The sequence below is a fragment of the Blautia sp. XA-2221 genome (assembly GCF_028767025.1).
Classification (GTDB): domain Bacteria; phylum Bacillota; class Clostridia; order Lachnospirales; family Lachnospiraceae; genus Blautia_A.
Window position 1 is genome coordinate 150,399 of record NZ_JAJQXX010000005.1, and the last position, 22,172, is coordinate 172,570.

Annotated in this window: 24 protein-coding genes and 1 other annotated feature; of the genes, 21 read left to right on the forward strand and 3 right to left on the reverse strand. The window is 44.3% G+C overall.

Translation table 11 applies throughout. The features are described from left to right. From LU279_RS06330 to LU279_RS06355, 6 genes are all read left to right on the forward strand, one after another. Positions 1-273 carry a DUF370 domain-containing protein gene (locus LU279_RS06330; RefSeq protein WP_274421686.1) on the forward strand — a complete coding sequence of 91 codons (273 nt, stop codon included), beginning with the start codon at positions 1-3 and terminating at the stop codon, positions 271-273. Continuing rightward, complete coding sequence (gene gmk / locus LU279_RS06335; protein ID WP_274421687.1) at positions 266-898, forward strand: guanylate kinase; 633 nt, start codon at positions 266-268, stop codon at positions 896-898. The genes LU279_RS06330 and gmk overlap by 8 nt, the downstream gene beginning before the upstream one ends. A gap of 1 nt (position 899) precedes the next feature. Continuing rightward, positions 900-1,223 (forward strand): DNA-directed RNA polymerase subunit omega, encoded by a 324-nt coding sequence (gene rpoZ / locus LU279_RS06340; protein WP_274421688.1) that lies wholly within the window; start codon positions 900-902, stop codon positions 1,221-1,223. A 101-nt stretch (positions 1,224-1,324) separates the two neighbouring features. Further along, positions 1,325-2,662: a 30S ribosomal protein S12 methylthiotransferase RimO gene (gene rimO, locus LU279_RS06345; protein WP_274421689.1), complete on the forward strand. Its 1,338-nt coding sequence runs from the start codon at positions 1,325-1,327 to the stop codon at positions 2,660-2,662. After that, positions 2,646-3,185: a CDP-diacylglycerol--glycerol-3-phosphate 3-phosphatidyltransferase gene (gene pgsA / locus LU279_RS06350; RefSeq protein ID WP_274421690.1), complete on the forward strand. Its 540-nt coding sequence runs from the start codon at positions 2,646-2,648 to the stop codon at positions 3,183-3,185. Before rimO ends, pgsA begins: the two co-directional genes overlap by 17 nt. 48 nt (positions 3,186-3,233) lie before the next feature. Beyond that, complete coding sequence (locus LU279_RS06355) at positions 3,234-4,502, forward strand: competence/damage-inducible protein A (RefSeq protein WP_274421691.1); 1,269 nt, start codon at positions 3,234-3,236, stop codon at positions 4,500-4,502. Positions 4,503-4,506: 4 nt separating this feature from the next. Here LU279_RS06355 and LU279_RS06360 read toward each other — a convergent pair whose 3' ends face one another. Continuing rightward, complete coding sequence (locus tag LU279_RS06360; protein ID WP_274421692.1) at positions 4,507-4,779, reverse strand: hypothetical protein; 273 nt, start codon at positions 4,777-4,779, stop codon at positions 4,507-4,509. A gap of 18 nt (positions 4,780-4,797) precedes the next feature. Next, positions 4,798-5,124, reverse strand: coding sequence for a hypothetical protein (locus LU279_RS06365; RefSeq protein ID WP_274421693.1), 327 nt, complete (start codon positions 5,122-5,124; stop codon positions 4,798-4,800). Between the two features lie 134 nt (positions 5,125-5,258). Between LU279_RS06365 and LU279_RS06370 the strand changes: the two genes are divergently transcribed. Next, positions 5,259-5,396: a hypothetical protein gene (locus LU279_RS06370; RefSeq protein ID WP_274421694.1), complete on the forward strand. Its 138-nt coding sequence runs from the start codon at positions 5,259-5,261 to the stop codon at positions 5,394-5,396. Between the two features lie 25 nt (positions 5,397-5,421). Here LU279_RS06370 and LU279_RS06375 read toward each other — a convergent pair whose 3' ends face one another. Next, positions 5,422-5,721 (reverse strand): hypothetical protein, encoded by a 300-nt coding sequence (locus LU279_RS06375; protein ID WP_274421695.1) that lies wholly within the window; start codon positions 5,719-5,721, stop codon positions 5,422-5,424. A 154-nt stretch (positions 5,722-5,875) separates the two neighbouring features. Between LU279_RS06375 and LU279_RS06380 the strand changes: the two genes are divergently transcribed. The 14 genes from LU279_RS06380 (at position 5,876) to LU279_RS06445 (ending at position 22,015) form a co-directional block, all read left to right on the forward strand. Further along, positions 5,876-7,582: a MutS-related protein gene (locus tag LU279_RS06380; RefSeq protein WP_274421696.1), complete on the forward strand. Its 1,707-nt coding sequence runs from the start codon at positions 5,876-5,878 to the stop codon at positions 7,580-7,582. A gap of 24 nt (positions 7,583-7,606) precedes the next feature. Next, positions 7,607-8,365, forward strand: a complete 759-nt coding sequence (locus LU279_RS06385) for a CpsB/CapC family capsule biosynthesis tyrosine phosphatase (RefSeq protein ID WP_274421697.1) — start codon at positions 7,607-7,609, stop codon at positions 8,363-8,365. A 15-nt stretch (positions 8,366-8,380) separates the two neighbouring features. Continuing rightward, entirely contained in the window at positions 8,381-8,860 is a 480-nt protein-coding gene (gene rnhA, locus LU279_RS06390; protein ID WP_274421698.1) for a ribonuclease HI, read from the forward strand. A gap of 141 nt (positions 8,861-9,001) precedes the next feature. Beyond that, positions 9,002-9,240, forward strand: a binding site (T-box leader). A 41-nt stretch (positions 9,241-9,281) separates the two neighbouring features. Next, positions 9,282-10,508, forward strand: coding sequence for a tyrosine--tRNA ligase (tyrS, locus tag LU279_RS06395; RefSeq protein WP_274421699.1), 1,227 nt, complete (start codon positions 9,282-9,284; stop codon positions 10,506-10,508). Positions 10,509-10,522: 14 nt separating this feature from the next. After that, positions 10,523-13,162 carry an alanine--tRNA ligase gene (gene alaS / locus LU279_RS06400; RefSeq protein ID WP_274421700.1) on the forward strand — a complete coding sequence of 880 codons (2,640 nt, stop codon included), beginning with the start codon at positions 10,523-10,525 and terminating at the stop codon, positions 13,160-13,162. A gap of 160 nt (positions 13,163-13,322) precedes the next feature. Further along, positions 13,323-13,499, forward strand: a complete 177-nt coding sequence (gene rpsU, locus LU279_RS06405; RefSeq protein ID WP_004222305.1) for a 30S ribosomal protein S21 — start codon at positions 13,323-13,325, stop codon at positions 13,497-13,499. A 95-nt stretch (positions 13,500-13,594) separates the two neighbouring features. Then, entirely contained in the window at positions 13,595-15,157 is a 1,563-nt protein-coding gene (gene cls / locus LU279_RS06410) for a cardiolipin synthase (RefSeq protein ID WP_274421701.1), read from the forward strand. Between the two features lie 74 nt (positions 15,158-15,231). Then, entirely contained in the window at positions 15,232-16,413 is a 1,182-nt protein-coding gene (locus LU279_RS06415; protein ID WP_274421702.1) for a D-alanyl-D-alanine carboxypeptidase family protein, read from the forward strand. Between the two features lie 169 nt (positions 16,414-16,582). After that, positions 16,583-17,611 (forward strand): molybdopterin-binding protein, encoded by a 1,029-nt coding sequence (locus LU279_RS06420; RefSeq protein ID WP_274421703.1) that lies wholly within the window; start codon positions 16,583-16,585, stop codon positions 17,609-17,611. Positions 17,612-17,630: 19 nt separating this feature from the next. Beyond that, entirely contained in the window at positions 17,631-18,485 is an 855-nt protein-coding gene (locus LU279_RS06425) for a metallophosphoesterase (protein WP_274421704.1), read from the forward strand. A gap of 1 nt (position 18,486) precedes the next feature. Further along, a complete protein-coding gene (locus tag LU279_RS06430) occupies positions 18,487-19,272 on the forward strand; it encodes a segregation and condensation protein A (RefSeq protein ID WP_274421705.1) in 786 nt (261 codons plus the stop codon). Positions 19,273-19,289: 17 nt separating this feature from the next. Continuing rightward, on the forward strand, positions 19,290-19,859 hold the full coding sequence (gene scpB, locus LU279_RS06435) for an SMC-Scp complex subunit ScpB (RefSeq protein ID WP_274421706.1): 570 nt from the start codon (positions 19,290-19,292) through the stop codon (positions 19,857-19,859). Positions 19,860-19,873: 14 nt separating this feature from the next. Continuing rightward, positions 19,874-20,668 (forward strand): zinc dependent phospholipase C family protein, encoded by a 795-nt coding sequence (locus LU279_RS06440; protein ID WP_274421707.1) that lies wholly within the window; start codon positions 19,874-19,876, stop codon positions 20,666-20,668. Between the two features lie 117 nt (positions 20,669-20,785). After that, positions 20,786-22,015 carry a D-alanyl-D-alanine carboxypeptidase family protein gene (locus tag LU279_RS06445; protein ID WP_274421708.1) on the forward strand — a complete coding sequence of 410 codons (1,230 nt, stop codon included), beginning with the start codon at positions 20,786-20,788 and terminating at the stop codon, positions 22,013-22,015. Positions 22,016-22,172 lie beyond the last annotated feature (157 nt).

Here is a 22,172-nt window from a genome sequence, read left to right on the forward strand (position 1 = left end):
GTGGCAAAACTGATCAATGTAGGTTTTGGAAATGTAGTAAATTCTCAGAAAATAGTTGCTGTGGTAAGTCCGGATGCGGCTCCTGTCAAGCGTATGGTTCAGAGCATGAAAGGAACCAGATCGCTGGTGGACGCCACACAGGGACGTAAGACAAAGGCAGTGATCGTCACTTCAGACGATTATGTGGTGCTGTCAGCGCTGCAGCCGGAAACGATCGCAAGACGTTTTGCGGAAGCCTACGATTATGAGGAGCGAGGAGAGGAACATGAGTAAAGGTGTTTTGGCAGTGGTATCCGGATTTTCCGGAGCCGGAAAAGGAACAGTTATGAAAAAGCTTCTGGAGAGCTTTGATGACTATGCGTTGTCGGTTTCTGTAACAACCAGAAAACCAAGACCGGGAGAAGTGGACGGGAAGGATTATTTTTTCCGTACAAAAGAAGAAGTGGAAGAAATGATCGCTCAGGATCAGCTTCTGGAATATGCCCGGTATGTAGACAATTATTACGGAACTCCCCGTTCTTATGTGGAGGAAAAGCTTGAAGAGGGCAAAAATGTAATCCTGGAAATTGAAATCCAGGGCGCAATGAAAATAAAAGAAAAGATACCGGAAGCGGTTCTTATTTTTGTAACACCTCCTTCTGTAGAAGAGTTGAGAAGACGCCTGGAAGGGCGGGGGACGGAAACACAGGAAGTGATCGAATCCCGTCTCAGCCGTGCTGCTGAGGAAGCGGAAGGAATGGAAGATTATGATTATCTTCTGGTAAATGATGACCTGGAGGAGTGTGTAAACGAACTTCACCGGATCATTTCAAGTGAACGCTGCAAAACACAGCGGAATACAGAGTTTATTAACAGAATCCAGGAGGAATCCCGGGGATTAATGAAAGGAGACTTATAATATGATACATCCGTCATATTCAGAACTGATTCAGGCGATCAACAACAATGCAGAGGAAGACGACAACACCATGATGCTGAACAGCCGCTACTCTCTGGTGCTGGCTACCAGTAAGCGTGCCCGTCAGCTGATCGCCGGCGCTGAGCCTATGGTAAGAGGAGCTGCAGGAAAGAAACCTCTGTCCGTAGCCATTGATGAATTTTATCAGGGACAGGTAAAGATCGTGGCTGACAATACAGAAGAGGAAGAAACTTCAGAGCCGACAGTGGAAACTGCAGAGACTGAAGCAGAAAGCACTGTACAGACAACAGAAACAGAAGAATAAAAATAAAAGGGGCGGTGTAAATCGAACTCCCGGCGGCATCTTCTGAGGATTCCGGCGGAAAGATGATTCTGCAGCGCTCCTTATATATATCAGGAGAACATATGAAAGTATTATTTATTTCACTTGGCTGCGATAAGAACCTGGCAGATTCCGAGGAAATGCTGGGCCTACTTACAGGTAATGGCCATGAGATCGTGGATTCCGAGGAGGAGGCAGAGGTAATTGTCATTAATACCTGCTGTTTTATCCATGATGCAAAAGAAGAGAGTGTTGAAAACATTCTGGAAATGGCAGAGTACAAAAAAGCAGGAACCTGTAAGGTGCTGATCGTGACAGGATGTATGGCGCAGCGTTATAAAGCGGAAATTATTGAGGAGGTCCCGGAAGTGGATGCAGTTCTGGGAACTACTTCCTATATGGATATTCTAAAAGCAATAGACGAAGCCTGCCAGGGGAACCATTTCCAGGAGTTCCGGGATATCAATGAACTGCCGGAAGATTCCGGGAGAAGAGTTTTGACAACAGGCGGTCATTACGGTTATCTGAAAATTGCAGAAGGCTGCGACAAACACTGTACCTACTGCATTATTCCTTCTCTGAGAGGAAGATTCCGCAGTGTCCCTCAGGAACGTCTGATCGCTCAGGCAAAGCATATGGCAGAGCAGGGAGTAAAAGAACTGATTCTGGTTGCACAGGAAACTACCATGTACGGTACAGATCTTTACGGAAAAAAGACACTCCATCTTCTTATGAAGGAACTTTGTAAGATTAAGGGGATCCGCTGGATCCGTGTCCTTTACTGTTATCCGGAAGAAATCTATGATGATCTGATCCGGGTTATGAAAGAAGAAAAGAAAATCTGTCATTACCTTGACCTTCCTATTCAGCATGCCAGTGATCGCATCCTGAAAAGAATGGGCCGCCGCACAACCAGAGCCCAGCTGACTGCAACCATAGAAAAGCTCAGAAAAGAGATTCCGGACATTGTTTTAAGAACAACGCTGATCACAGGTTTTCCGGGAGAAACAGAAGAAGATCATCAGGAACTGATGGAATTTGTGGACGAGATGGAATTTGACCGTCTGGGAGCCTTTACCTATTCTCCGGAGGAGGGAACTCCGGCAGAAACGATGGAAGGGCAGATTCCCGAGGAAATTAAAGAAGAGAGACGGGATGAGATCATGGAGCTTCAGCAGGAGATCTCTCTGGAAAAGGGGAACGACCGGATCGGTCAGGAACTTCTGGTTATGATAGAAGGCAAAGTTTCCGGGGAGAGCGCTTATATTGCAAGAACCTACGGAGATGCCCCGAAAGTGGACGGCTATATTTTCGTCCAGACAGGAGAGCTTCTTATGACCGGAGATTTCGCAAAGGTCCGCGTGACCGGAGCGCTGGAATATGATTTGATAGGAGAGTTGGCAGATGAATACACCGAATAAACTGACTGTTGGAAGAATGATACTTGTGCCTTTTTTGGTTCTGTTTTTACTGACTGATCTGGGTGGAGAGGCAAACCGATATATTTCCCTTGTTATTTTTGCCGGAGCCAGCATTACAGACTGGTTTGACGGCTATCTGGCAAGGAAACATCACCTTGTAACCAATTTTGGAAAATTTATGGATCCGCTGGCAGATAAACTTCTTGTGTGTTCTGCGATGATCTGTATGATCGAGCTTGGAAGACTTCCTGCATGGATCGTTCTTATTATTATTGCAAGAGAATTTATTATCAGCGGATTCCGTCTGATCGCAGCAGAAAACGGAGTAGTGATTGCTGCAAATTACTGGGGAAAATTCAAAACCGTTTCTCAGATGATCATGATCATTCTTCTGATCCTTCATTTTGGAGGGATTTTTGCGGTACTGGAGCAGATCTTTATCTGGCTGTCTCTGGCGCTTACAGTTATTTCACTGATCACTTACATATGGCAGAACCGTTCTGTCCTGTCCATGCAGGAATAAAACCGGCTGTTTCAGGATAACGGGGATACAAAAAGGAGGCTGTAAAAGATGATTACAGAACTGGTAGCAGTAGGAACTGAAATTTTACTTGGCAATATTGTAAATACAAACAGTGCGTATCTGGCAGAAAAGTGCGCTCAGCTTGGACTTTCTCTGTATTATCAGACCGTTGTGGGAGATAATGCGGAAAGAATGAAAGATACCATAAAAACGGCGCTGGACCGTTCTGACGTTGTGATTCTTACCGGAGGTCTGGGGCCTACAGAGGATGACCTGACAAAAGAGATCACAGCAGAAGTTATGGGACTTCCTCTTGTGGAAGATGCTCACAGCAGAGAGCTTCTGGATGCGTACCTGAAACAGTACGAAAAAAATGACGCGCAGCGCAGGATCACTTCCAACAATTATAAACAGGCAATGGTTCCTCAGGGAGCGCTTGTTCTGGACAACCATAATGGAACTGCTCCCGGTCTTATCATTGAAAAGAACGGAAAAACAGCAATTCTTCTTCCGGGACCTCCAAATGAACTGAAACCTATGTTTGAGGAAGAAGTTTTTCCGTATCTTCGTAAAAAACAGCCGGAGATCATTTATTCACAGATGGTAAAAATCTGCTCCATCGGAGAAAGCCAGGTGGCAGAAGAAATTCAGGATCTGATTGAACAGCAGTCTAATCCCACTATTGCTCCATATGCAAAGACCGGAGAAGTTCATTTGAGGATCACAGCCAAGGCAGAGAGCGAAAAAGAGTGTAAAAAACTGATCAAGCCGGTTGTGCGGGAGCTGAAAAGCCGGTTTGGCAAAAATATTTTTGCAACAGAAGAAAACAAGACTCTGGAAGAAGCGGTAGTGGATATGCTGAAAGACCAGAAGCTTACTCTTTCTCTTGCAGAGTCCTGTACAGGCGGCGCCATTGCATCCAGGATCGTAAATGTTCCCGGCGCATCGGATGTATTTCTTCAGGGAATGGTAACCTACAGCAACCGTGCAAAACGCAAAAGTCTTGGTGTGAAAAAATCTACTTTAAAGACTCACGGGGCTGTTTCAGAAAAGTGCGCCAAAGAAATGGCAAAGGGCGGCTGTTTTGTTACAAAAACTGATATCTGTCTTTCAATCACAGGAATTGCAGGACCGGGTGGCGGTACAAAAGAGAAGCCGGTAGGTACTGTATTTATGGGCTGTAGTTATAATGGAAAGACTGTTGTCCGTGAATATCATTTTACAGGCAACCGCACAAAGATACGGGAGCAGTCAACCGCACATGCACTTGCCTTTTTAAGAGAATGTATTATGGAGGGAGTCAGCAAAAACGACTGACTTCCTACCGGATCATCTGCATAAGACTTACGATCCGGTCAATTTTTGCAGTTTCCTGAGGTGATTTTCCCATTTTGAGAACTTCCAGAACAGCGGAGATCTCATCGGAAGAAAAATGAAGTCCGCTACTTTTTCCCCGGGAGGCTGCATTCATCAGAAAAGGGAGCATATCAGAGGCATTCTTGCCTGTTCCCTGTTCTGCAAGATTCTGAAGCATTTCCAGTTTACTTTTATCCATATCTGCAAGTCTGGGGTCATTTTGCCAGTTTTTGTCCATAGGAGCTCCTTTTTTCAATTATTCTTTTAAAACCTGAAGCATTTGTATGAGAATCAGCATATTGGTCAGCTGATCTACTTTTTCCCGACTTTTTCCGTAACTGAATCTGCGGATATCCTGAAGCATTTCCACAGGATCGGCAGCAGTATTTTCACAGATCTGCATCTCTGCACGCCCTGGAGAGAACAGAGCTATGGTGTTGGACAGTTCTTCCAATTTGGTATAAAGAGAAACAATCTGCCGCACAGAAGGCGGGAGATAAGGAACAGCTGCCTTAATGAGTTGTGTCTGGTCGCTGCTTACCATCTGGTCGAGAGCGGTCTGAGAAACGGGTTCCTGATCCATAGTCAAGACTCCTTTTTTATTAATATATGATCCTGCTGAAAAAATATGCTGATAATTTTTCGGGCAGTGAGTGGGTACCTGGAAAATATCTGTTACATATAATATATAGAAAGCAAATCAGGAAGTGACAGAAATTGAATGAAAAAAAGCAGCAACTGATTCTGGACGGAAATGCTTTTTATGAAATAGATTTGGAGTGTCTGAAACAGAAGAAGGAAAAAGAAGCCAGGGAAAAACAAAAAGCAGAACGTCAGAAAAGGCAGAGGAAATAACCTCTGCCTTAAAAAATCATATGGATCAGCAGCAGCCGTTATTGCCGCCGCATCCGCCGCAAAGCAGGAGCAGGATAACGATGATCCAGCAGCAGTCACCGTTGTTTCCGCCACATCCGCAGCTGTTTCCGCCCCAGCCGTTATTGCCGCAGAGGCACATGAGAATAATGATCCAGAGAATACAACTGCAGGAGCTACCGCCCCACATATTGTTCATGGAAGAATTTCCACATCCGCAGCTGTTTCCGCAGCCACAACTGTTTTCACAACCACAGCCACATCTCTCTTCTCCGCACCCGCAGTTTGTAGCAGCTAAATCACTCATTATAAAATCCTCCGAAATTTGTTTTACACTTCATCTTATGTGAATGGGATGTCCATTGTGACAGTGTTTATTGACATGAAAAAATATTTTCAGTATACTCAGTTTAAAATATTATGAAAATATAAATGATACATTTCTGAAGAAAGGGGAGTTTATGCATCCATATGTGACGGTGATCCTGTTCACTGCGGCAGTAATTCTGCTGATGGCAGTCTGGATCCTGTACGAAAACAGAAAACAGAAAAAAAGGATTTTGAGAAAGATCCAGAGGATTTATGGGAAAGTACCGGAAAGAGAATACTCTGCCGGAGATCTGGGAAATATTTCTCATTATTTTCTCCGGAAAAAGGGTGAGGGTTTCTGGATTGACGACATTACCTGGAATGATCTTGATATGGACAGGATTTATATGCTGATCAATCAGACGGTTTCTTCTCCGGGAGAGGATGTCCTTTATGATATGCTGAGAAGACCGCTTTTTCGTCAGGAGGATATTGACCGGAGGGAAAAGCTGATCCGCTTTTTTGCTGAAAATAAGGAAAAACGGGAGCAGATGCAGGTTCTTCTGTCAAATGTGGGAAAAACCAGGCATGGCTCGTTGTCAGATACTATACTGGCGCTGGAGGATGCGCCTCAGGTAAGAACAGGTCCTCACTGGGCAATGCTTGTTTTGCTTGTTGCGACTCTTGTGGGAATTCTGCCCTTTTATCCGGCACCTGGCTTTTTGCTGTTTATGTTTTTAAGTACTGTGAACGTGATTTATTATTATGCAGGAAAAGACAGACAGAGTATTGGACCTTTTCTGGACTGCTTTTCCAGCTTTCTCTGTATGCTGGAATCGGCTCAGAGAATGGAAACAGCAGACTGGCCGGAGATCAGTGAACAGATGGAGTATATCCGTAAAGGGAAAAAGGCCCTTTCCGGATTAAAAAAACGGGTGTTTTTTCTCACTGGAAGAAATGATACTTCCGGAAACCCGGCCCAGCTCTTGCTGGATTATATCAGAATGCTCTTTCATGTGGACATTCTTATTTATAACGGAACTCTGAAAACGGTACAGGGAAAAACACAGGAGATCTTGCTCCTTCTTGATAATATGGGAGAGCTGGATGCGGCCATATCCATTGCTTCCTTTAGAAAGCTTCTTCCTTTCTGGTGCAGCCCCTGTTTCAGAGAGGAAAAAGGAAAGCATATCCGGCTTCTGGCAGAGGATCTTTATCATCCTCTCATACAGGAACCGGTGGCTAATACCATTGAAACAGACGGAAGTGTTCTTGTGACAGGTTCCAATGCGTCCGGTAAATCCACCTTTCTGAAAAACGTTGCCATTAACAGTATTCTTGCGCAGACAGTTCTTACCTGTACCTGTTCTCATTATGAAGCTCCGTTGTTGAAGGTAATGACTTCCATGGCTCTTCGGGATGATCTTTCCGGAGGGGAAAGTTATTTTATTGTGGAGATACGGTCACTGAAACGGATTCTTGATGAAGGCAGAAAACAGGAGCCGCTTCTCTGTATTATTGACGAGGTTTTAAGAGGAACCAACACCATTGAGCGCATTGCTGCGTCCTCCAGAATCCTCAGCGCTTTGAACAGGGACTGGATCCTGCCTTTTGCAGCTACTCATGACATTGAACTGTCATATATTCTGGACAGACAGTACCGGAACTATCATTTTGAGGAAGAGGTGCAGGAACACGAGGTACTGTTCCACTATCTTCTGAAAAAGGGCAGAGCTACCAGCAGAAATGCCATAAAGCTTCTTTCCATGTTGGAGTATGATCCGGCAATTGTAAAAGGAGCCGAGGAGGCAGCGGCAGATTTTGAACAGACAGGAGTATGGAAATCCTGCGTCAGATAACGAAGATAAAGGGGATGACGGTTTATGAAAAGTACAGGATTATTTGATATGCACTGCCATATTGTTCCCTGTGTAGACGATGGAGCGGCAAGTCTGGAAGAAGCTGTAAAAATGGTGGAGGCAGAGTATAAACAGGGAGTCCGCAGGATTATTGTAACGCCTCATTTTCGTAAAGGAATGTTTGAACCTTCTGCCTTGGAAGTAAAAAAACAATTTCAGCTGTTAAGAAAAACAGTGTGGGAGATCAACAAAGATATAAGACTTTATCTGGGCTGCGAATTGTATGCCAGTGAAGATATGATATCCCAGCTGGATTCAAGATGTGCGGTTGCAATGGCAGGTTCAAAATATGTCCTGACAGAACTGCATGAATTTGTTGCAGCTTCTCAGGTAAGGAGATATCTGGGACTTTTGCTGTCTGACGGGTACAGACCTGTAATTGCTCATGCAGAGCGATATGAATGTATGAGAAAAGATATAAAACTTATAGAAGATATGATTGCGATGGGAGCATTGATACAGCTGAATGCAGACAGTATTGTCGGAAAAAACGGGTATGCGGTCAGGAAGTTCTGCAAAAAGCTTCTGAAAGAAGGAAAGGTTCATTTTGTGGGATCAGACTGTCATGGAATAAAAAGAAGAGTTTCCAGAATCGGGGATGCCTATGATTATATCTGCAAAAAATACGGAAAAGAATACGCAGATGAAATTTTTGTTTACAATCCCCAAATGATATTGGAGAATGCCCGGCAGAGACGCGCGGGTATCAAGAGAACTATATAAGAGCAGGAGGTAGATATGCAGGTAAAAATCTATACAGACGGAGCAGCAAGAGGAAATCCGGACGGACCGGGCGGTTATGGAGCAATCCTCCATTATGTGGACACAAAAGGGCAGCTTCACGAAAGAGAGCTGTCCAGAGGATATAAAAAAACAACAAATAACAGAATGGAGCTGATGGCGGCTATTGCGGCGCTGGAAGCTCTGACAAAGCCCTGCCAGGTAGATCTTTATTCAGACTCCAAATATCTGGTGGATGCATTTAATCAGCACTGGATCGATTCCTGGCTGAAAAAGAACTGGAAGCGGGGCAAAAATGAGGATGTAAAAAATGTGGATCTGTGGAAGCGTCTTCTGAAGGCAAAGGAACCACATCAGGTTGTTTTTCACTGGGTAAAGGGGCATGCGGATCACCCCCAGAATGAGCGATGCGATCAGCTTGCCACATCTGCGGCAGACGGCACAGAGCTTTATGAAGATGAGGGACTGAAGGGATGAAAGGACATCCTTTGGCGGTTTTTGTTTTGGCTGGTTAATGTAAAAGGAGTAAACAATAACCTTTATTGCTTTAAGTTGATAAACTGACCTCAATCCCTCTTGACAAATAAAAAGGGGCTTTGTATACTTTTAAGAGTATATGAAACGGCTTGGAAGAGAACAAGTAACTTCAGGAAAGCACACAGAGAGCTGCCGGAGGGTGAGAGGCGCGTGCGGAACTTTTGTGAATACATCTCGGAGCTCTGCACCGAACCGGACTGTTGTATAACAGGCAAGTAGGCTGCAGCGGATCGGCACACGTTATCGTGCTCAATGAGGCAGGAAAATGCAGTTTCCTGTGAATTTAGGTGGTAACACGGGACCCGGTTCTCGTCCTAAAAGGACAGGAACCGGGCTTTTTTATAACAGGAGGAAAAGAAATATGACAGTTTGGGAAGAACTGCAGGCAAGAGGCCTGATTGCCCAGGTAACAAACGAAGATGAGATCAAAGAAATGGTAAATAACGGAAAAGCTACTTTTTATATTGGCTTTGACCCTACTGCGGACAGTCTTCATGTAGGACATTTTATGGCGCTTTGTCTGATGAAACGTCTTCAGATGGCAGGAAACCGTCCTATCGCTCTTCTTGGAGGCGGAACAGGAATGATCGGTGATCCTTCCGGAAGAACGGATATGCGTCAGATGATGACAGAGGAAACCATTCAGCACAATATTGACTGCTTCAAAAAACAGATGGAGCGTTTTATTGACTTTTCTGATGGAAAGGCCCTTATGGTCAACAATGCAGACTGGCTGATGGATCTGAACTATGTGGAGCTTCTCCGTGAGGTGGGAGCGCATTTTTCCGTAAACCGTATGCTTACAGCAGAGTGCTATAAGCAGCGTATGGAAAGAGGTTTAAGTTTCCTTGAATTTAACTATATGATCATGCAGAGCTATGACTTCTATATGCTGTTCCAGAAATACGGATGTAATATGCAGTTTGGTGGAGATGACCAGTGGAGCAATATGCTGGGCGGAACAGAGCTGATCAGAAGAAAACTCGGCAAGGATGCCCATGCCATGACGATCACTCTTCTTCTGAATTCTGAGGGCAAAAAGATGGGCAAAACCCAGTCAGGTGCCGTGTGGCTGGATCCGAACAAAACATCTCCGTTTGACTTCTATCAGTACTGGAGAAATGTGGATGATGCAGATGTGATCAAATGTATGCGTCTTCTTACTTTCCTTCCTATTGAGCAGATTGAGGAAATGGCAGCCTGGGAGGGAAGCCAGCTGAACCAGGCAAAAGAAATTCTTGCCTATGAGCTTACCAATCTGGTTCATGGTGAGGAAGAAGCAAAGAAAGCCCAGGAAGGTGCCAGAGCTCTTTTTGCAGGCGGAGCTAACACAGACAATATGCCGTCTACCGAGCTTACTGATGAGGATTTCCAGGATGGAAGTATTGATCTGATCACTATGCTGGTAAAAACCGGACTGGTTCCAAGTCGTTCAGAAGGACGCCGTGCCATTGAACAGGGAGGCGTATCTGTTGACGGTGAAAAAATTACAGATATCAAACATACTGTTTCCAAAGATGCTTTTGGAGAGGAAGGTCTTGTGCTGAAACGAGGCAAAAAGAAATTCCACAAGGTGTGTGTGAAATAGAGGAGGAAACGACAATGAAAAAACACGGAGTAAATGAACTTCGTCAGATGTTTCTGGATTTTATGGAAAGCAAAGGACATCTGGTTATGAAAAGCTTTTCTCTTGTTCCCCAGGGAGATAAGAGCCTTCTTCTGATCAATGCAGGTATGGCTCCGCTGAAGCCATATTTTACCGGAGCAGAGATCCCGCCCAGAACAAGAGTGGCAACCTGTCAGAAATGTATCCGTACCGGTGATATTGAGAATGTGGGCAAAACAGCACGTCACGGTACTTTCTTTGAGATGCTTGGAAACTTTTCTTTTGGCGATTATTTTAAACATGAAGCCATTGCATGGTCCTGGGAGTTCCTGACAGAAGTTGTGGGACTTGATCCGGAACGTCTGTATCCGTCCGTATATCTGGAGGATGACGAGGCTTTTGAGATCTGGAATAAAGAGGTTGGCATCCCGGCTGAACGTATTTTCCGTTTTGGCAAGGAGGACAATTTCTGGGAGCACGGCGCAGGTCCTTGCGGTCCGTGTTCAGAGATTTATTATGACCGCGGTGAAAAATATGGATGCGGCAAACCGGACTGTACAGTAGGCTGTGAGTGCGATCGTTATATGGAAGTGTGGAACAATGTATTTACCCAGTTTGAAAATGACGGAAACGGTAATTACGAAACACTTCAGAACAAAAATATTGATACAGGAATGGGACTTGAGCGTCTGGCTGTTGTTGTTCAGGATGTGGATTCTATTTTTGATGTGGACACCATCTGTTCTCTCCGTAACCTGGTATGTCAGGTTGCAGACAGGGAATACGGAAAAGACTATCAGACTGACGTTTCCATCCGTCTGATTACAGACCATATCCGTTCCGCTACCTTTATGATCTCTGACGGTATTATGCCGACCAATGAAGGCAGGGGCTATGTGCTTCGCCGTCTGATCCGTCGTGCGGCACGTCATGGACGTCTTCTGGGTATTGAGGGAACTTTCCTTGCAAAATTAAGTGCAGAGGTGATCTCCGGTTCCAAAGATGGTTATCCGGAGCTTGAGGATAAAAAAGAATTTATCTTCAAAGTGCTGACAAACGAAGAAAACCAGTTTAATAAGACCATTGACCAGGGACTTCGTATTCTTACTGATATGGAAGAGGAGATGAAGGCAGCAGGAGTGAAAGAACTTTCCGGCGAAAATGCATTCAAGCTCTATGATACCTACGGATTCCCTCTTGATCTTACAAAAGAGATTTTGGAAGAAAAGGGATACGGAATCGACGAAGACGGCTTCCAGGCAGCAATGGAAGAGCAGAGAATCAAGGCTCGTACTGCCCGTGAAGTAACTAACTACATGGGTGCGGATGCTACCGTTTATGATGAGATCGATCCTTCTGTGACAACTGAATTTGTAGGCTACGAACATCTGAACTTTGAGTCACAGGTAACTGTTCTGGCAGGAGAGAGCGAACTTGCCTCTTCCCTGGTAGAAGGACAGAAGGGAACTGTTTTTGTAAAAGAGACTCCGTTTTACGCTACCATGGGCGGTCAGGAAGGAGATACCGGTGTGATCGAAACCGAAAACGGAAAATTTGTGGTAGAGGATACCATCAAGCTCCGTGGAGGCAAATTTGGTCATGTTGGCCATATGGAATCCGGTATGATCTCAGAGGGAGAGACCGTTTCTCTGAAAGTTGCAGAAAGTAAGCGCCGCGATACAGAAAAGAACCACAGCGCAACACATCTTCTGCAGAAAGCGTTAAAAACAGTTCTGGGCTCTCATGTAGAACAGAAAGGTTCTCTTGTTACTCCGGACAGACTCCGTTTCGACTTTGCTCATTTCCAGGCAATGACAGAGGAAGAAATCGAAAAAACAGAGGCTCTTGTCAATCAGGAGATCCAGGCGGCTCTTCCGGTAGAAACTGCTGTTATGGATATTGAGGAAGCAAAGAAATCGGGAGCAATGGCTCTGTTCGGCGAAAAGTATGATCAGAAGGTCCGTGTAGTTTCCATGGGAGATTTCTCAAAAGAACTCTGCGGTGGTACTCATGTAAAAAATACATCTTCTATCATGCTCTTTAAGATTGTTTCTGAGGCAGGTGTTGCCGCAGGCGTGCGCCGTATTGAGGCTCTTACCGGAAATGCGGTAGTGGACTATTATAAGAAACAGGAAAGCATGCTGAAGGAAGCTGCAAAAGCATTAAAGACCCAGCCGGCTGAAGTGACAGAAAAAATCACTCATATGCAGGCCGAGATAAAAGCTCTTCACAGTGAGAATGAATCTCTGAAGAGCAAGCTTGCTCAGGGATCACTTGGGGATGTTATGGATCAGGTTGCAGAAGTAAAAGGCGTGAAGCTTCTGGCTGCAAAAGTAGAAGGCGTTGACATGAACGGACTCCGTGATCTGGGCGATCAGCTGAAAGAAAAATTAGGCGAGGGCGTTGTTGTTCTGGCTGCAGTAAACGGCGCTAAGGTGAACTTCCTTGCTATGGCTACAGACGCAGCTCAGAAGGCAGGCGCTCATGCCGGTAATCTGATCAAGAATGTTGCAGCTATCGCAGGCGGTGGCGGCGGCGGTCGTCCGAATATGGCTCAGGCCGGCGGAAAGAATCCGGAAAAGGCTCAGGAAGCCATTGATGCAGTGGCAGGAATCCTGGAACAGCAGCTGGCTTAAACTTCAGAGGTGATTTTCTGCAAAAATATTTTGCAAAAATATCCAAAATCTGTTGACGAACCTTGAGGCTATGATATATAATATAACTCGTGCAAGAAAAATACCCAGACAGTTGTATTTTAGCACAATCTACAACTGGAGGGAGGTTAGGTGTGAGTCTATGTCAAACGTTATCGTAAAAGAAAACGAGACTTTAGATAGCGCTCTTCGCAGATTCAAGAGAAGCTGTGCAAAAGCAGGTATCCAGCAGGAAATCCGCAAAAGAGAGCATTACGAGAAACCAAGTGTTCGTCGTAAGAAAAAATCTGAAGCCGCAAGAAAACGTAAATATAATTAATTGTGCGCAAAAATCCCTGGCTGTTTAGTCAGGGATTTTTAAAAATCATAATTATTACTTTATTAACAACATTACAGAAAAAGTGAAGTGAAGCTATGAACCTGATTATCATGCCCCTGAAAAAAATTGCGAAGCTTTTATTTAACAGGATTTTTTATGTGGCAGTGGCCCTGCTGATCCAGCTTGTATGGGTGTTCCTTTTTGTGTGGGAGCTGGCAGGCTATTCCCAGTATATTTCTCTTGCCATTACAGTGCTGAGTATTGTGATGGTTTTGTGGATCCTGAATAAAAGGATCAATCCTTCTTATAAACTGGGATGGACTATGCTGATCATGGCGTTTCCTGTTTTTGGACTGCTTTTATATCTGCTGTTCGGTCATTCCAGAATTGCGGAGGAAATGCAGAAACGTTATGCCAGGGTTCAGGAGGACAGCATTCCCTATCTTCAGTCAGATCCGGAAGTCTGCAGGAGAATGCAGGAGGAAGATCCCTCGGCAGCTGTTCAGTCAGAATATATCTGCCGTCATTCCGTATATCCTGTATATGAACATACAACGGCGGAATATTTTCAGGTGGGCGATGACATGTTTCCTGTACTGGTAAAAGAACTGGAACAGGCAGAACATTATATTTATATAGAATACTTTATTATCAACGACGGCGTTATGTGGAGAACTATTCTGGATATTCTGGAACAGAAAGCCGCTCAGGGAGTGGATGTACGTCTGATCTATGACGGATTTGGCTGTCTTACCACACTGCCGTACAAATATGACCGGTTTTTGAGAGAAAAAGGAATCCAGTGCAAGGTGTTTAACCCTTTCCGCCCGGTGTTGAATATTATCCAGAATAACAGAGATCACAGGAAAATCTGTGTTATTGACGGAAAAACAGGATTTACCGGAGGAATCAATCTGGCAGATGAATATATTAACCAGAAGGAACGCTTCGGTCACTGGAAGGATACGGCAGTGATGCTGAAGGGGGATGCGGTATGGAGTATGACCATGATGTTTCTTCATATGTGGAATGTGGTAAACGGCATTCAGGATCCCATTGATTATGCAGCTCATTCGCCTCACGCTTATCACCCGGAAGAGTTTGAGGGAAACGGATTTGTGCAGCCCTTTACAGACACTCCTCTTGACGGAGAGACTCTGGGAGAAAATGTTTATCTGAATATTATCAACCGGGCAAAGCGTTATGTATATATCTGTACTCCTTATCTGATCATTGACAATGAAATGATGACAGCGCTCTGCCTGGCTGCAAAAAGCGGAGTGGATGTGCGGATCATGACTCCGGGAGTGCCGGATAAAAAAATGGTATTCCTTCTTACCCAGTCCTATTACGGGCAGCTGATAGAAGCCGGTGTAAAAATTTATGAATATCAGCCTGGATTTCTTCATGCCAAGTCTTTTGTCTGCGATGATGAAATTGCAGTGGTGGGAACCATTAATCTGGATTACAGAAGCCTTTACCTTCATTTTGAAGACGGCGTATGGATTTACAAAAATGATGTGATCCAAGATATCCTTGAGGATTTTCAGGAAACGATGAATTACTGTGACCCTATTACCCTTGAATTCTGTAAAAACAGAAATATTTTTGTGCGGGGATTTCAGAGTGTTCTCCGTGTATTTGCACCTCTGCTGTAATTTTTGAAAAAGCAGTCATATTTTCAGGTTCCTCCTTTTAGAATAGAATAAAACACCCAAACGGGAGATTTTCTATGACTAAAAAACGGAGGAACCTTTTTTGTGCCTGGATACTTTGCGTAAGTATCCTTTTTTCGCTGACAGTGCCGGTGTCTGCGGAAGAAAATGCTCCTGCTTTTTCTGTGGAAGCGCCGGAATATGTTCTGATGGAGCCGGAAACAGGAACTGTACTTCTGGAAAAAGATAAGGATGTCCGAAGAAGTCCTGCCAGTGTCACAAAAGTTATGACCCTTCTTCTTATTTTTGAAGAAATAGAAAAAGGAAATCTGAAGCTGGATGATATGGTTACAACAAGCGCTCATGCCAAATCCATGGGCGGTTCGCAGGTTTTTCTGGAGGAGGGGGAAACCCAGACCGTGGAAACCATGCTCAAATGTATTGTGATCGCTTCCGGCAATGATGCCAGTGTGGCTATGGCAGAACATATTGCAGGCAGTGAATCAGAATTTGTAAACACAATGAACAAGAAAGCAGAAGCTCTTGGTATGAAAAATACACATTTTAAGGACTGCTGCGGACTGACGGATTCAGACGATCATTATACAACTGCCTACGATATTGCATTGATGAGCCGGGAACTGATTAGCAGATATCCGGAGGTTCTGAACTATTCTTCTGTGTGGATGGACACTATTACACATAATACAAAACAGGGGTCAAAGGAATTCGGACTATCCAATACGAACAGGCTGATCCGTACATACGAAGGGTGTGTGGGACTGAAAACAGGAAGTACAAGTAAAGCAAAATTTTGTGTTTCTGCTGTCGCAAAAAGAAAAGGGATCACACTGATCGCAGTGGTTATGGCCGCCCCGGATTCCAGGACAAGAGTGAAAGATGCCTCGGCGCTTTTTGATTACGGATTTGTAAAATGCAGTCTATACAGAGATGAAAATCCGGGAAAACTTCCGGAACTGAAAGTGACAAAAGGAGTAAAAGAAAAAACAAGTCTGGCTTTTGGGAAAACTTTCCGTTGCCTGAGTACAGACGGAACACCTTTTGATAAAGTAAAAAAGAAGCTGGTTCTTCCAAAAGAAACAGAAGCGCCTGTAAAAAAAGGACAAAAAGCAGGAGAACTTATTTATTATCAGGATAACAGAGAGCTTGGAAGGATTCCTGTAATTTATACAGAAAACGTGAAAAAAGCAGGATATCTGGATCGGCTGAAGCAGACTGCAAAAGAGTTCTGCCTGTAAAAAGCCGGATGTGATATGGAATATATTTTGACCGGACTGTTGTGAACCGTGATACATTTTTGCGAAAGAATGTTCCGGCATCCGACAATTCTTTTGACAAGAGGGATGACTGAGGGGTATAATAAATTCCAAATAGACTGAACAGAAACATGAGAGGAATGTGAATAAAATGAAAGAAATCAGGACTGAGGATGCAGTAGGGCATGTGCTTTGCCATGACATTACTCAGATTATAAAGGACGAAAAAAAAGGCGTGCTTTTTAAAAAGGGTCATGTAGTAAAAGAAGAAGATATACCGGCGCTTCTTTCTGTAGGGAAAGAGCATCTTTTTGTATGGGAAAAACAGGAGGGAATCCTTCATGAAAACGAAGGGGCCGAGATTTTGTACGAGATCTGCGCCGGCAGACATATGCACGGAACTGAAGTAAAAGAGGGCAAAATAGAGGTGATTGCCGACTGTGACGGACTTCTTAAGATCAACAGAACAGCACTTCTTGGAGTAAACAGTCTCGGAGAAATGATGATTGCTTCCAGGCATGGAGATTTTCCGGTGAGAAAGGGCGATAAAATTGCCGGGACAAGGATCATTCCTCTTGTGATCGAAAAGGAAAAAATGGACAGAGCCAGGGAGACAGCAGGGCCGGAACCGATTTTTAATATTCTGCCTTTCCAAAAGAAGAAGGTGGGAATCGTAACTACAGGCAGTGAAGTGAAAAAAGGTCTGATCCAGGATACATTTACTCCTGTTCTAAGAGAAAAGCTTGCAGAATATTCCTGCCAGGTTACGGGGCAGACAACACCGGGAGATGAAAAGGATCAGATTACAGCGGATATCCTGGAATTTATTGAAAATGGAGCGGATATGGTGATCTGCAGCGGCGGAATGAGCGTGGATCCGGACGACAGAACTCCCGGAGCTATCCGTGCTACCGGAGCAGACGTTGTAACTTATGGAGCTCCGGTTCTTCCGGGAGCCATGCTTCTTCTTGCCTACTACAAAAAAGGGGAAAAGACAATCCCGATCTTGGGCCTTCCGGGCTGCGTAATGTATGCAAAAAGAACAGTATTTGACCTGGTACTGCCAAGAATCGTGGCAGATGATCCTGTCTGCAGGGAAGAAATTGCAGCCTATGGGGAGGGCGGACTTTGCCTGAACTGCAGCGTATGTACTTTCCCTAACTGTGGATTCGGAAAATAAAAGCAGTCAGAGGAGCAGAATGAAAACATTCATAACAAAAACCTATCAGATAAAAACAGAAAAACTGAAAGGCAGTCATCCGGTACGATTTGCCGTTCTGGCAGACCTTCACGGGCTTGTGTTTGGAAATGAGAATCAGGAGTTGTTTCATGCAATCGAAAAAAGTGGAGCCGATGCCGCGCTTATTGTGGGAGACATGGTTGTAAGAGCTGAGGTGTCTACGTTTTCGGCGGTTACCGGATTTTTGTGCAGACTGGCAAACCGGATTCCTGTTTTTTATTCTCTGGGAAATCATGAGTATAAAATGATGCTGACCCCGGATATCTGTACAGAATATCTGGCTTATGAACATGTGCTTACCAATGCTGGTGTGTGTTTTCTTCACAACGAGCATGTGTGTATGAATATCAGAGGAACAGATTTTACTTTTTATGGACTGGAGCTTCCGGAAGAATATTATCGGAAGCCTTTTTCTCCATATCCTGACAGGCATACTCTGAAAGAATTTCTCGGAAAGCCGTCAAGGGACGGGATTTCCATGCTTCTTGCTCACAATCCGAAATATGGAGATGCATATTTTGAGTGGGGGGCAGACTTTATATTTTCCGGGCATTATCATGGAGGAATTTTCAGGATTAATGAACATCATGGACTTACCTGTCCTCAGTATCTTTTGCTTCCTCCCTATTGCTGCGGAGATTTTCACAGACAGGATCAGCATATGATCGTCAGCGCCGGTCTGGGAGAACATACCATTCCTGTGCGTATCCACAATCCCAGAGAGCTGATCATTGCAGAGCTTGTTCCGGGTGAATATAACCCAGATATAAATACTAAACAGAAAACAGACAGAAAAACAGGAGAGGACAGCTGAGATGGCTATACCCATAAAGATAAATGTATTTGAAGGACCGCTGGATCTTCTTCTGCATCTGATCGAAAAAAACAAAATTGATATTTATGATATTCCTATTGTAGAGATCACGGATCAGTATATGGAGTACATTCATGGAATGGAAACAGAGGATCTTGGCACTATGAGTGAGTTCCTTGTAATGGCAGCTACGCTTCTGGATATTAAGTGTAAAATGCTGCTTCCCCGTCAGATAAATGAAGAGGGGGAAGAGGAGGACCCGAGAGAGGAACTTGTTCAGAAACTTCTGGAATACAAGATGTACAAATTTATGTCCTATGAGTTGAAGGACAAAATGGATGGAGCGGCAGGCGTATTTTTCAAAAAGCCTACCATACCGGATGAAGTGCTGAAATACAGAGAACCTGTGGACCCGCAGGCGCTTCTGGAATCTCTGACGCTGGAAAAGCTGAATCAGATCTACAAATCCATTCTGAAAAAACAGGAATCAAAAATCGACCCTATCCGAAGCAAATTCGGTACCATTGAAAAAGAAGAGGTCAGTCTTTCTGACAAGATGCTGGAAATGAAAGCCTATGCGGCAGAAAACAGACGCTTTAGTTTTCGAGGACTTCTGGAAGGTCAGACTTCTAAAATTCAGGTGATCGTTACATTTCTGTCTATTCTGGAACTGATGAAAATGGGATACGTTCATGTAAAACAGGAAGAGTTATTTGACGACATCCAGGTAGAGGTAACAGAGGATCCTGATACCTGGAAAAACCTGACAGAATTTGCGGACGAATAAAGGAAATAAGGAGAAATATGGAAATAAAAAGAACAGAGGCGGCCATTGAGGCTATTCTATTTGCCATGGGGGAATCTGTGGAGCTTTCGCGGATCGCTGATGCGGTAGGGCAGGACAGGGATACTACCCGAAGGCTGCTTCATCACATGATGGACCGGTATCAGGAGGAGGACAGAGGGATACAGATCATAGAGCTGGAACAGTCGTATCAGATGTGTACCAAAAAAGAGTATTATGAGAATCTGATCCAGATCGCGCTGCATCCACAGAAACCGGTTCTGACAGATGTTATGTTGGAAACACTTTCGATCATTGCCTACAAACAGCCGGTGACAAAGGCTGAAATAGAAAAGATCAGGGGAGTAAAGTGCGATCATGCCATTAATAAACTGATGGAATATGAGCTTGTGAGAGAACTTGGAAGGCTGGATGCGCCGGGACGTCCTATTCTTCTCGGCACAACAGAAGAGTTTCTGCGCTCTTTCGGGGTGCAGGCTCTTGACGAACTTCCGGTTATGGATCCGGTGCAGCTGGAAGATTTTAAGGCGGAAGCAGAAGAGGAGATCCAGCTGAGGCTGGACGTATAAGGAGGAAGGGTGAAATGCCAACCACATATACACATGATTTGTTTGGAAAAAAGATTTACAGACAGCTTCCGGAGGAGATCCGGAAAGTAATCCGGAAAAACGGGAATCTGTTTCGGATCGGTCTTCATGGACCGGATATCTTATTTTATGATCTGTTAAATGAAAAGGTCAGCAGTGTGGGGGTGGAGATGCACAAAATACCTGCCGCTTCATTTTTTTTAAGAGGGATGAGCATTGTAAGAAGGACAGGAGATGAAAGACTTCTGGCGTATCTTCTGGGGTTTGGCTGTCATTACCTTCTGGACAGTTCCTGCCATCCTTTTGTGGATGAAACAGCGGAAAAAAAGATTCTTTCCCACACCCTTCTGGAAAAGGAATTTGACAGGAAGCTGATGGTAGAAACAAACAGGAATCCCCATCATTATTATCCGTCGGACTGTATTGTTCCAAGGATGGCTTATGCAAAAGTCATACACTGTATGTTTCCTGAGATTACAGCAAAGAATATTTTTGTTTCTCTGAAAATGATGAAATTCCTTACCAATGCAATGGTTTACGGCACTCCTGGGAAACGGCGATTCCTGGAAGTTGCTGTCCCCAAAATCGTAGGACAGAAAAAGTCTTCAGCCGTTCTTGAGTTTTTTATGGAAAAAGATCCGGTTCCGGGGGCAGAAGAACCTGTAAAAGAACTGCATCAGTATTTTGATCGGGAGGTACGGGAAGCGCCTGCATATATTAAGGAGCTGTTCCGTTTGTCCAGGGAAAAACAGAGGCTTTCAGAAAGGTGGAACCTTACATATAACGGATAGTCGCAGTGTATGCGCAGCTCTGTTGGATAAACAGGGAGCAAGGACAGATGAAAAGCAGAATAAAGCGGACATGTATGCATAAACTTATCCTATAACCATAAAAAGGCGGGGATGATTATGAGACATGCTGCGTTGCTTCTGCTGACATCTGTCTTTCTTTTTGGAGAGCTTACATTAGGTTCTCAGGTTTTGGCTGCTGAGACAGTCTGTGAAAATACAGAAACAGAAAAAACAGATTCTCCGGGCAGTCTTTACGCTCTTTCGGCTGTTCTTATGGATGGTGAATCTGGACGCATTTTATATGAAAAAGACGGAGAAAAGCCCAGAGCAAATGCCAGTACCACAAAAGTTATGACCTGCATCCTGGCTTTGGAAAACGGGGCAGGGGACGATTATGTAATGGTGTCGGATGAAGCTGCAGCGCAGCCGGATGTACAGCTGGGGATGAGAGAAGGAGAACAGTATTATCTGGAAGATCTTCTTTATTCACTGATGCTTATGAGCCATAATGACACAGCGGTAGCCATAGCAGAGCATATTGGGGGAAGTACCGAAAGATTTGCCCGGATGATGAATGAAAAGGCAAAAGAAATCGGGTGTACGGACACATATTTTATTACGCCCAATGGCTTGGATGCTGAGGATGAAGTCGGAGTACATCATACAACGGCCAGAGACCTGGCTCTGATCATGCGCTATGCCATCAGAAGTGAAACTTTTTTAAAGATCACACAGACCCGGGAATATTCGTTTACGGATCTCAGTGGAAAGAGAAGTTTTTCTGTTCACAATACAAATGCCCTGCTTACGATGACAGACGGGGTTCTTTCCGGGAAAACAGGCTTTACAGGGGATGCGGGATACTGCTATGTATGTGCCTGCGAAAAAGACGAAAAGATCTTTGTGGTGGCTCTTCTGGGGTGCGGCTGGCCTAATAACAAGGGATATAAGTGGAAGGATTCTTTGAAACTTTTGGATTACGGGGAGGATAATTTTGATTATGAGACATTCTGGAAAGAGCTGAGGATTCCTGAAATATCGGTAAAAGACGGAGTGGAGAAAGACAGTGCTTTTGGAGACACAGCAGTTGTAAGCGGAATTCTATCTGTTACGGAGAATGAAAAAAACAGACAAATACTTATGAAAAAGGGTGAAAAGATCAGCTGTCGTCTGGAACTGCCGGAAGAGCTTCAGGCGCCGGTGAAAAAAGGAAATCAGATAGGAAGTCTTGTTTACAGCCTGGGAGAAGAGAAATTGGCTTCCTATCCGGTGCTGGCTGACCGGAATGTAGAAAAAATTTCCTATGGATGGTGTGTGGATCAGGTGTTTCATGACTTTTTTCACTGAATGTTGTTTTGTAAAGATCAGAATTTTTTCGGATGGGAAAACTCCCGGTGTGTGGTGAATTATGTACCACAGGCCGGGAGTTTTTTGGGGAGCAGAGGTTAAAATTTTAACAAAAACGGATTACCCTATTGAAAAATTTAGAAAAAAAGGTTACAAT

Excerpts from the sequence above, each read along its gene's own strand:
- gmk (WP_274421687.1), top strand. The coding sequence starts at position 266 with ATGAGTAAAGGTGTTTTGGCAGTGGTATCCGGATTTTCCGGAGCCGGA.
- rpoZ (WP_274421688.1), top strand. The coding sequence starts at position 900 with ATGATACATCCGTCATATTCAGAACTGATTCAGGCGATCAACAACAAT.
- rimO (WP_274421689.1), top strand. The coding sequence starts at position 1,325 with ATGAAAGTATTATTTATTTCACTTGGCTGCGATAAGAACCTGGCAGAT.
- pgsA (WP_274421690.1), top strand. The coding sequence starts at position 2,646 with ATGAATACACCGAATAAACTGACTGTTGGAAGAATGATACTTGTGCCT.
- LU279_RS06355 (WP_274421691.1), top strand. The coding sequence starts at position 3,234 with ATGATTACAGAACTGGTAGCAGTAGGAACTGAAATTTTACTTGGCAAT.
- LU279_RS06360 (WP_274421692.1), bottom strand. The coding sequence starts at position 4,779 with ATGGACAAAAACTGGCAAAATGACCCCAGACTTGCAGATATGGATAAA.
- LU279_RS06365 (WP_274421693.1), bottom strand. The coding sequence starts at position 5,124 with ATGGATCAGGAACCCGTTTCTCAGACCGCTCTCGACCAGATGGTAAGC.
- LU279_RS06375 (WP_274421695.1), bottom strand. The coding sequence starts at position 5,721 with ATGAGTGATTTAGCTGCTACAAACTGCGGGTGCGGAGAAGAGAGATGT.
- LU279_RS06380 (WP_274421696.1), top strand. The coding sequence starts at position 5,876 with ATGCATCCATATGTGACGGTGATCCTGTTCACTGCGGCAGTAATTCTG.
- LU279_RS06385 (WP_274421697.1), top strand. The coding sequence starts at position 7,607 with ATGAAAAGTACAGGATTATTTGATATGCACTGCCATATTGTTCCCTGT.
- rnhA (WP_274421698.1), top strand. The coding sequence starts at position 8,381 with ATGCAGGTAAAAATCTATACAGACGGAGCAGCAAGAGGAAATCCGGAC.
- tyrS (WP_274421699.1), top strand. The coding sequence starts at position 9,282 with ATGACAGTTTGGGAAGAACTGCAGGCAAGAGGCCTGATTGCCCAGGTA.
- alaS (WP_274421700.1), top strand. The coding sequence starts at position 10,523 with ATGAAAAAACACGGAGTAAATGAACTTCGTCAGATGTTTCTGGATTTT.
- rpsU (WP_004222305.1), top strand. The coding sequence starts at position 13,323 with ATGTCAAACGTTATCGTAAAAGAAAACGAGACTTTAGATAGCGCTCTT.
- cls (WP_274421701.1), top strand. The coding sequence starts at position 13,595 with ATGAACCTGATTATCATGCCCCTGAAAAAAATTGCGAAGCTTTTATTT.
- LU279_RS06415 (WP_274421702.1), top strand. The coding sequence starts at position 15,232 with ATGACTAAAAAACGGAGGAACCTTTTTTGTGCCTGGATACTTTGCGTA.
- LU279_RS06420 (WP_274421703.1), top strand. The coding sequence starts at position 16,583 with ATGAAAGAAATCAGGACTGAGGATGCAGTAGGGCATGTGCTTTGCCAT.
- LU279_RS06425 (WP_274421704.1), top strand. The coding sequence starts at position 17,631 with ATGAAAACATTCATAACAAAAACCTATCAGATAAAAACAGAAAAACTG.
- LU279_RS06430 (WP_274421705.1), top strand. The coding sequence starts at position 18,487 with ATGGCTATACCCATAAAGATAAATGTATTTGAAGGACCGCTGGATCTT.
- scpB (WP_274421706.1), top strand. The coding sequence starts at position 19,290 with ATGGAAATAAAAAGAACAGAGGCGGCCATTGAGGCTATTCTATTTGCC.
- LU279_RS06440 (WP_274421707.1), top strand. The coding sequence starts at position 19,874 with ATGCCAACCACATATACACATGATTTGTTTGGAAAAAAGATTTACAGA.
- LU279_RS06445 (WP_274421708.1), top strand. The coding sequence starts at position 20,786 with ATGAGACATGCTGCGTTGCTTCTGCTGACATCTGTCTTTCTTTTTGGA.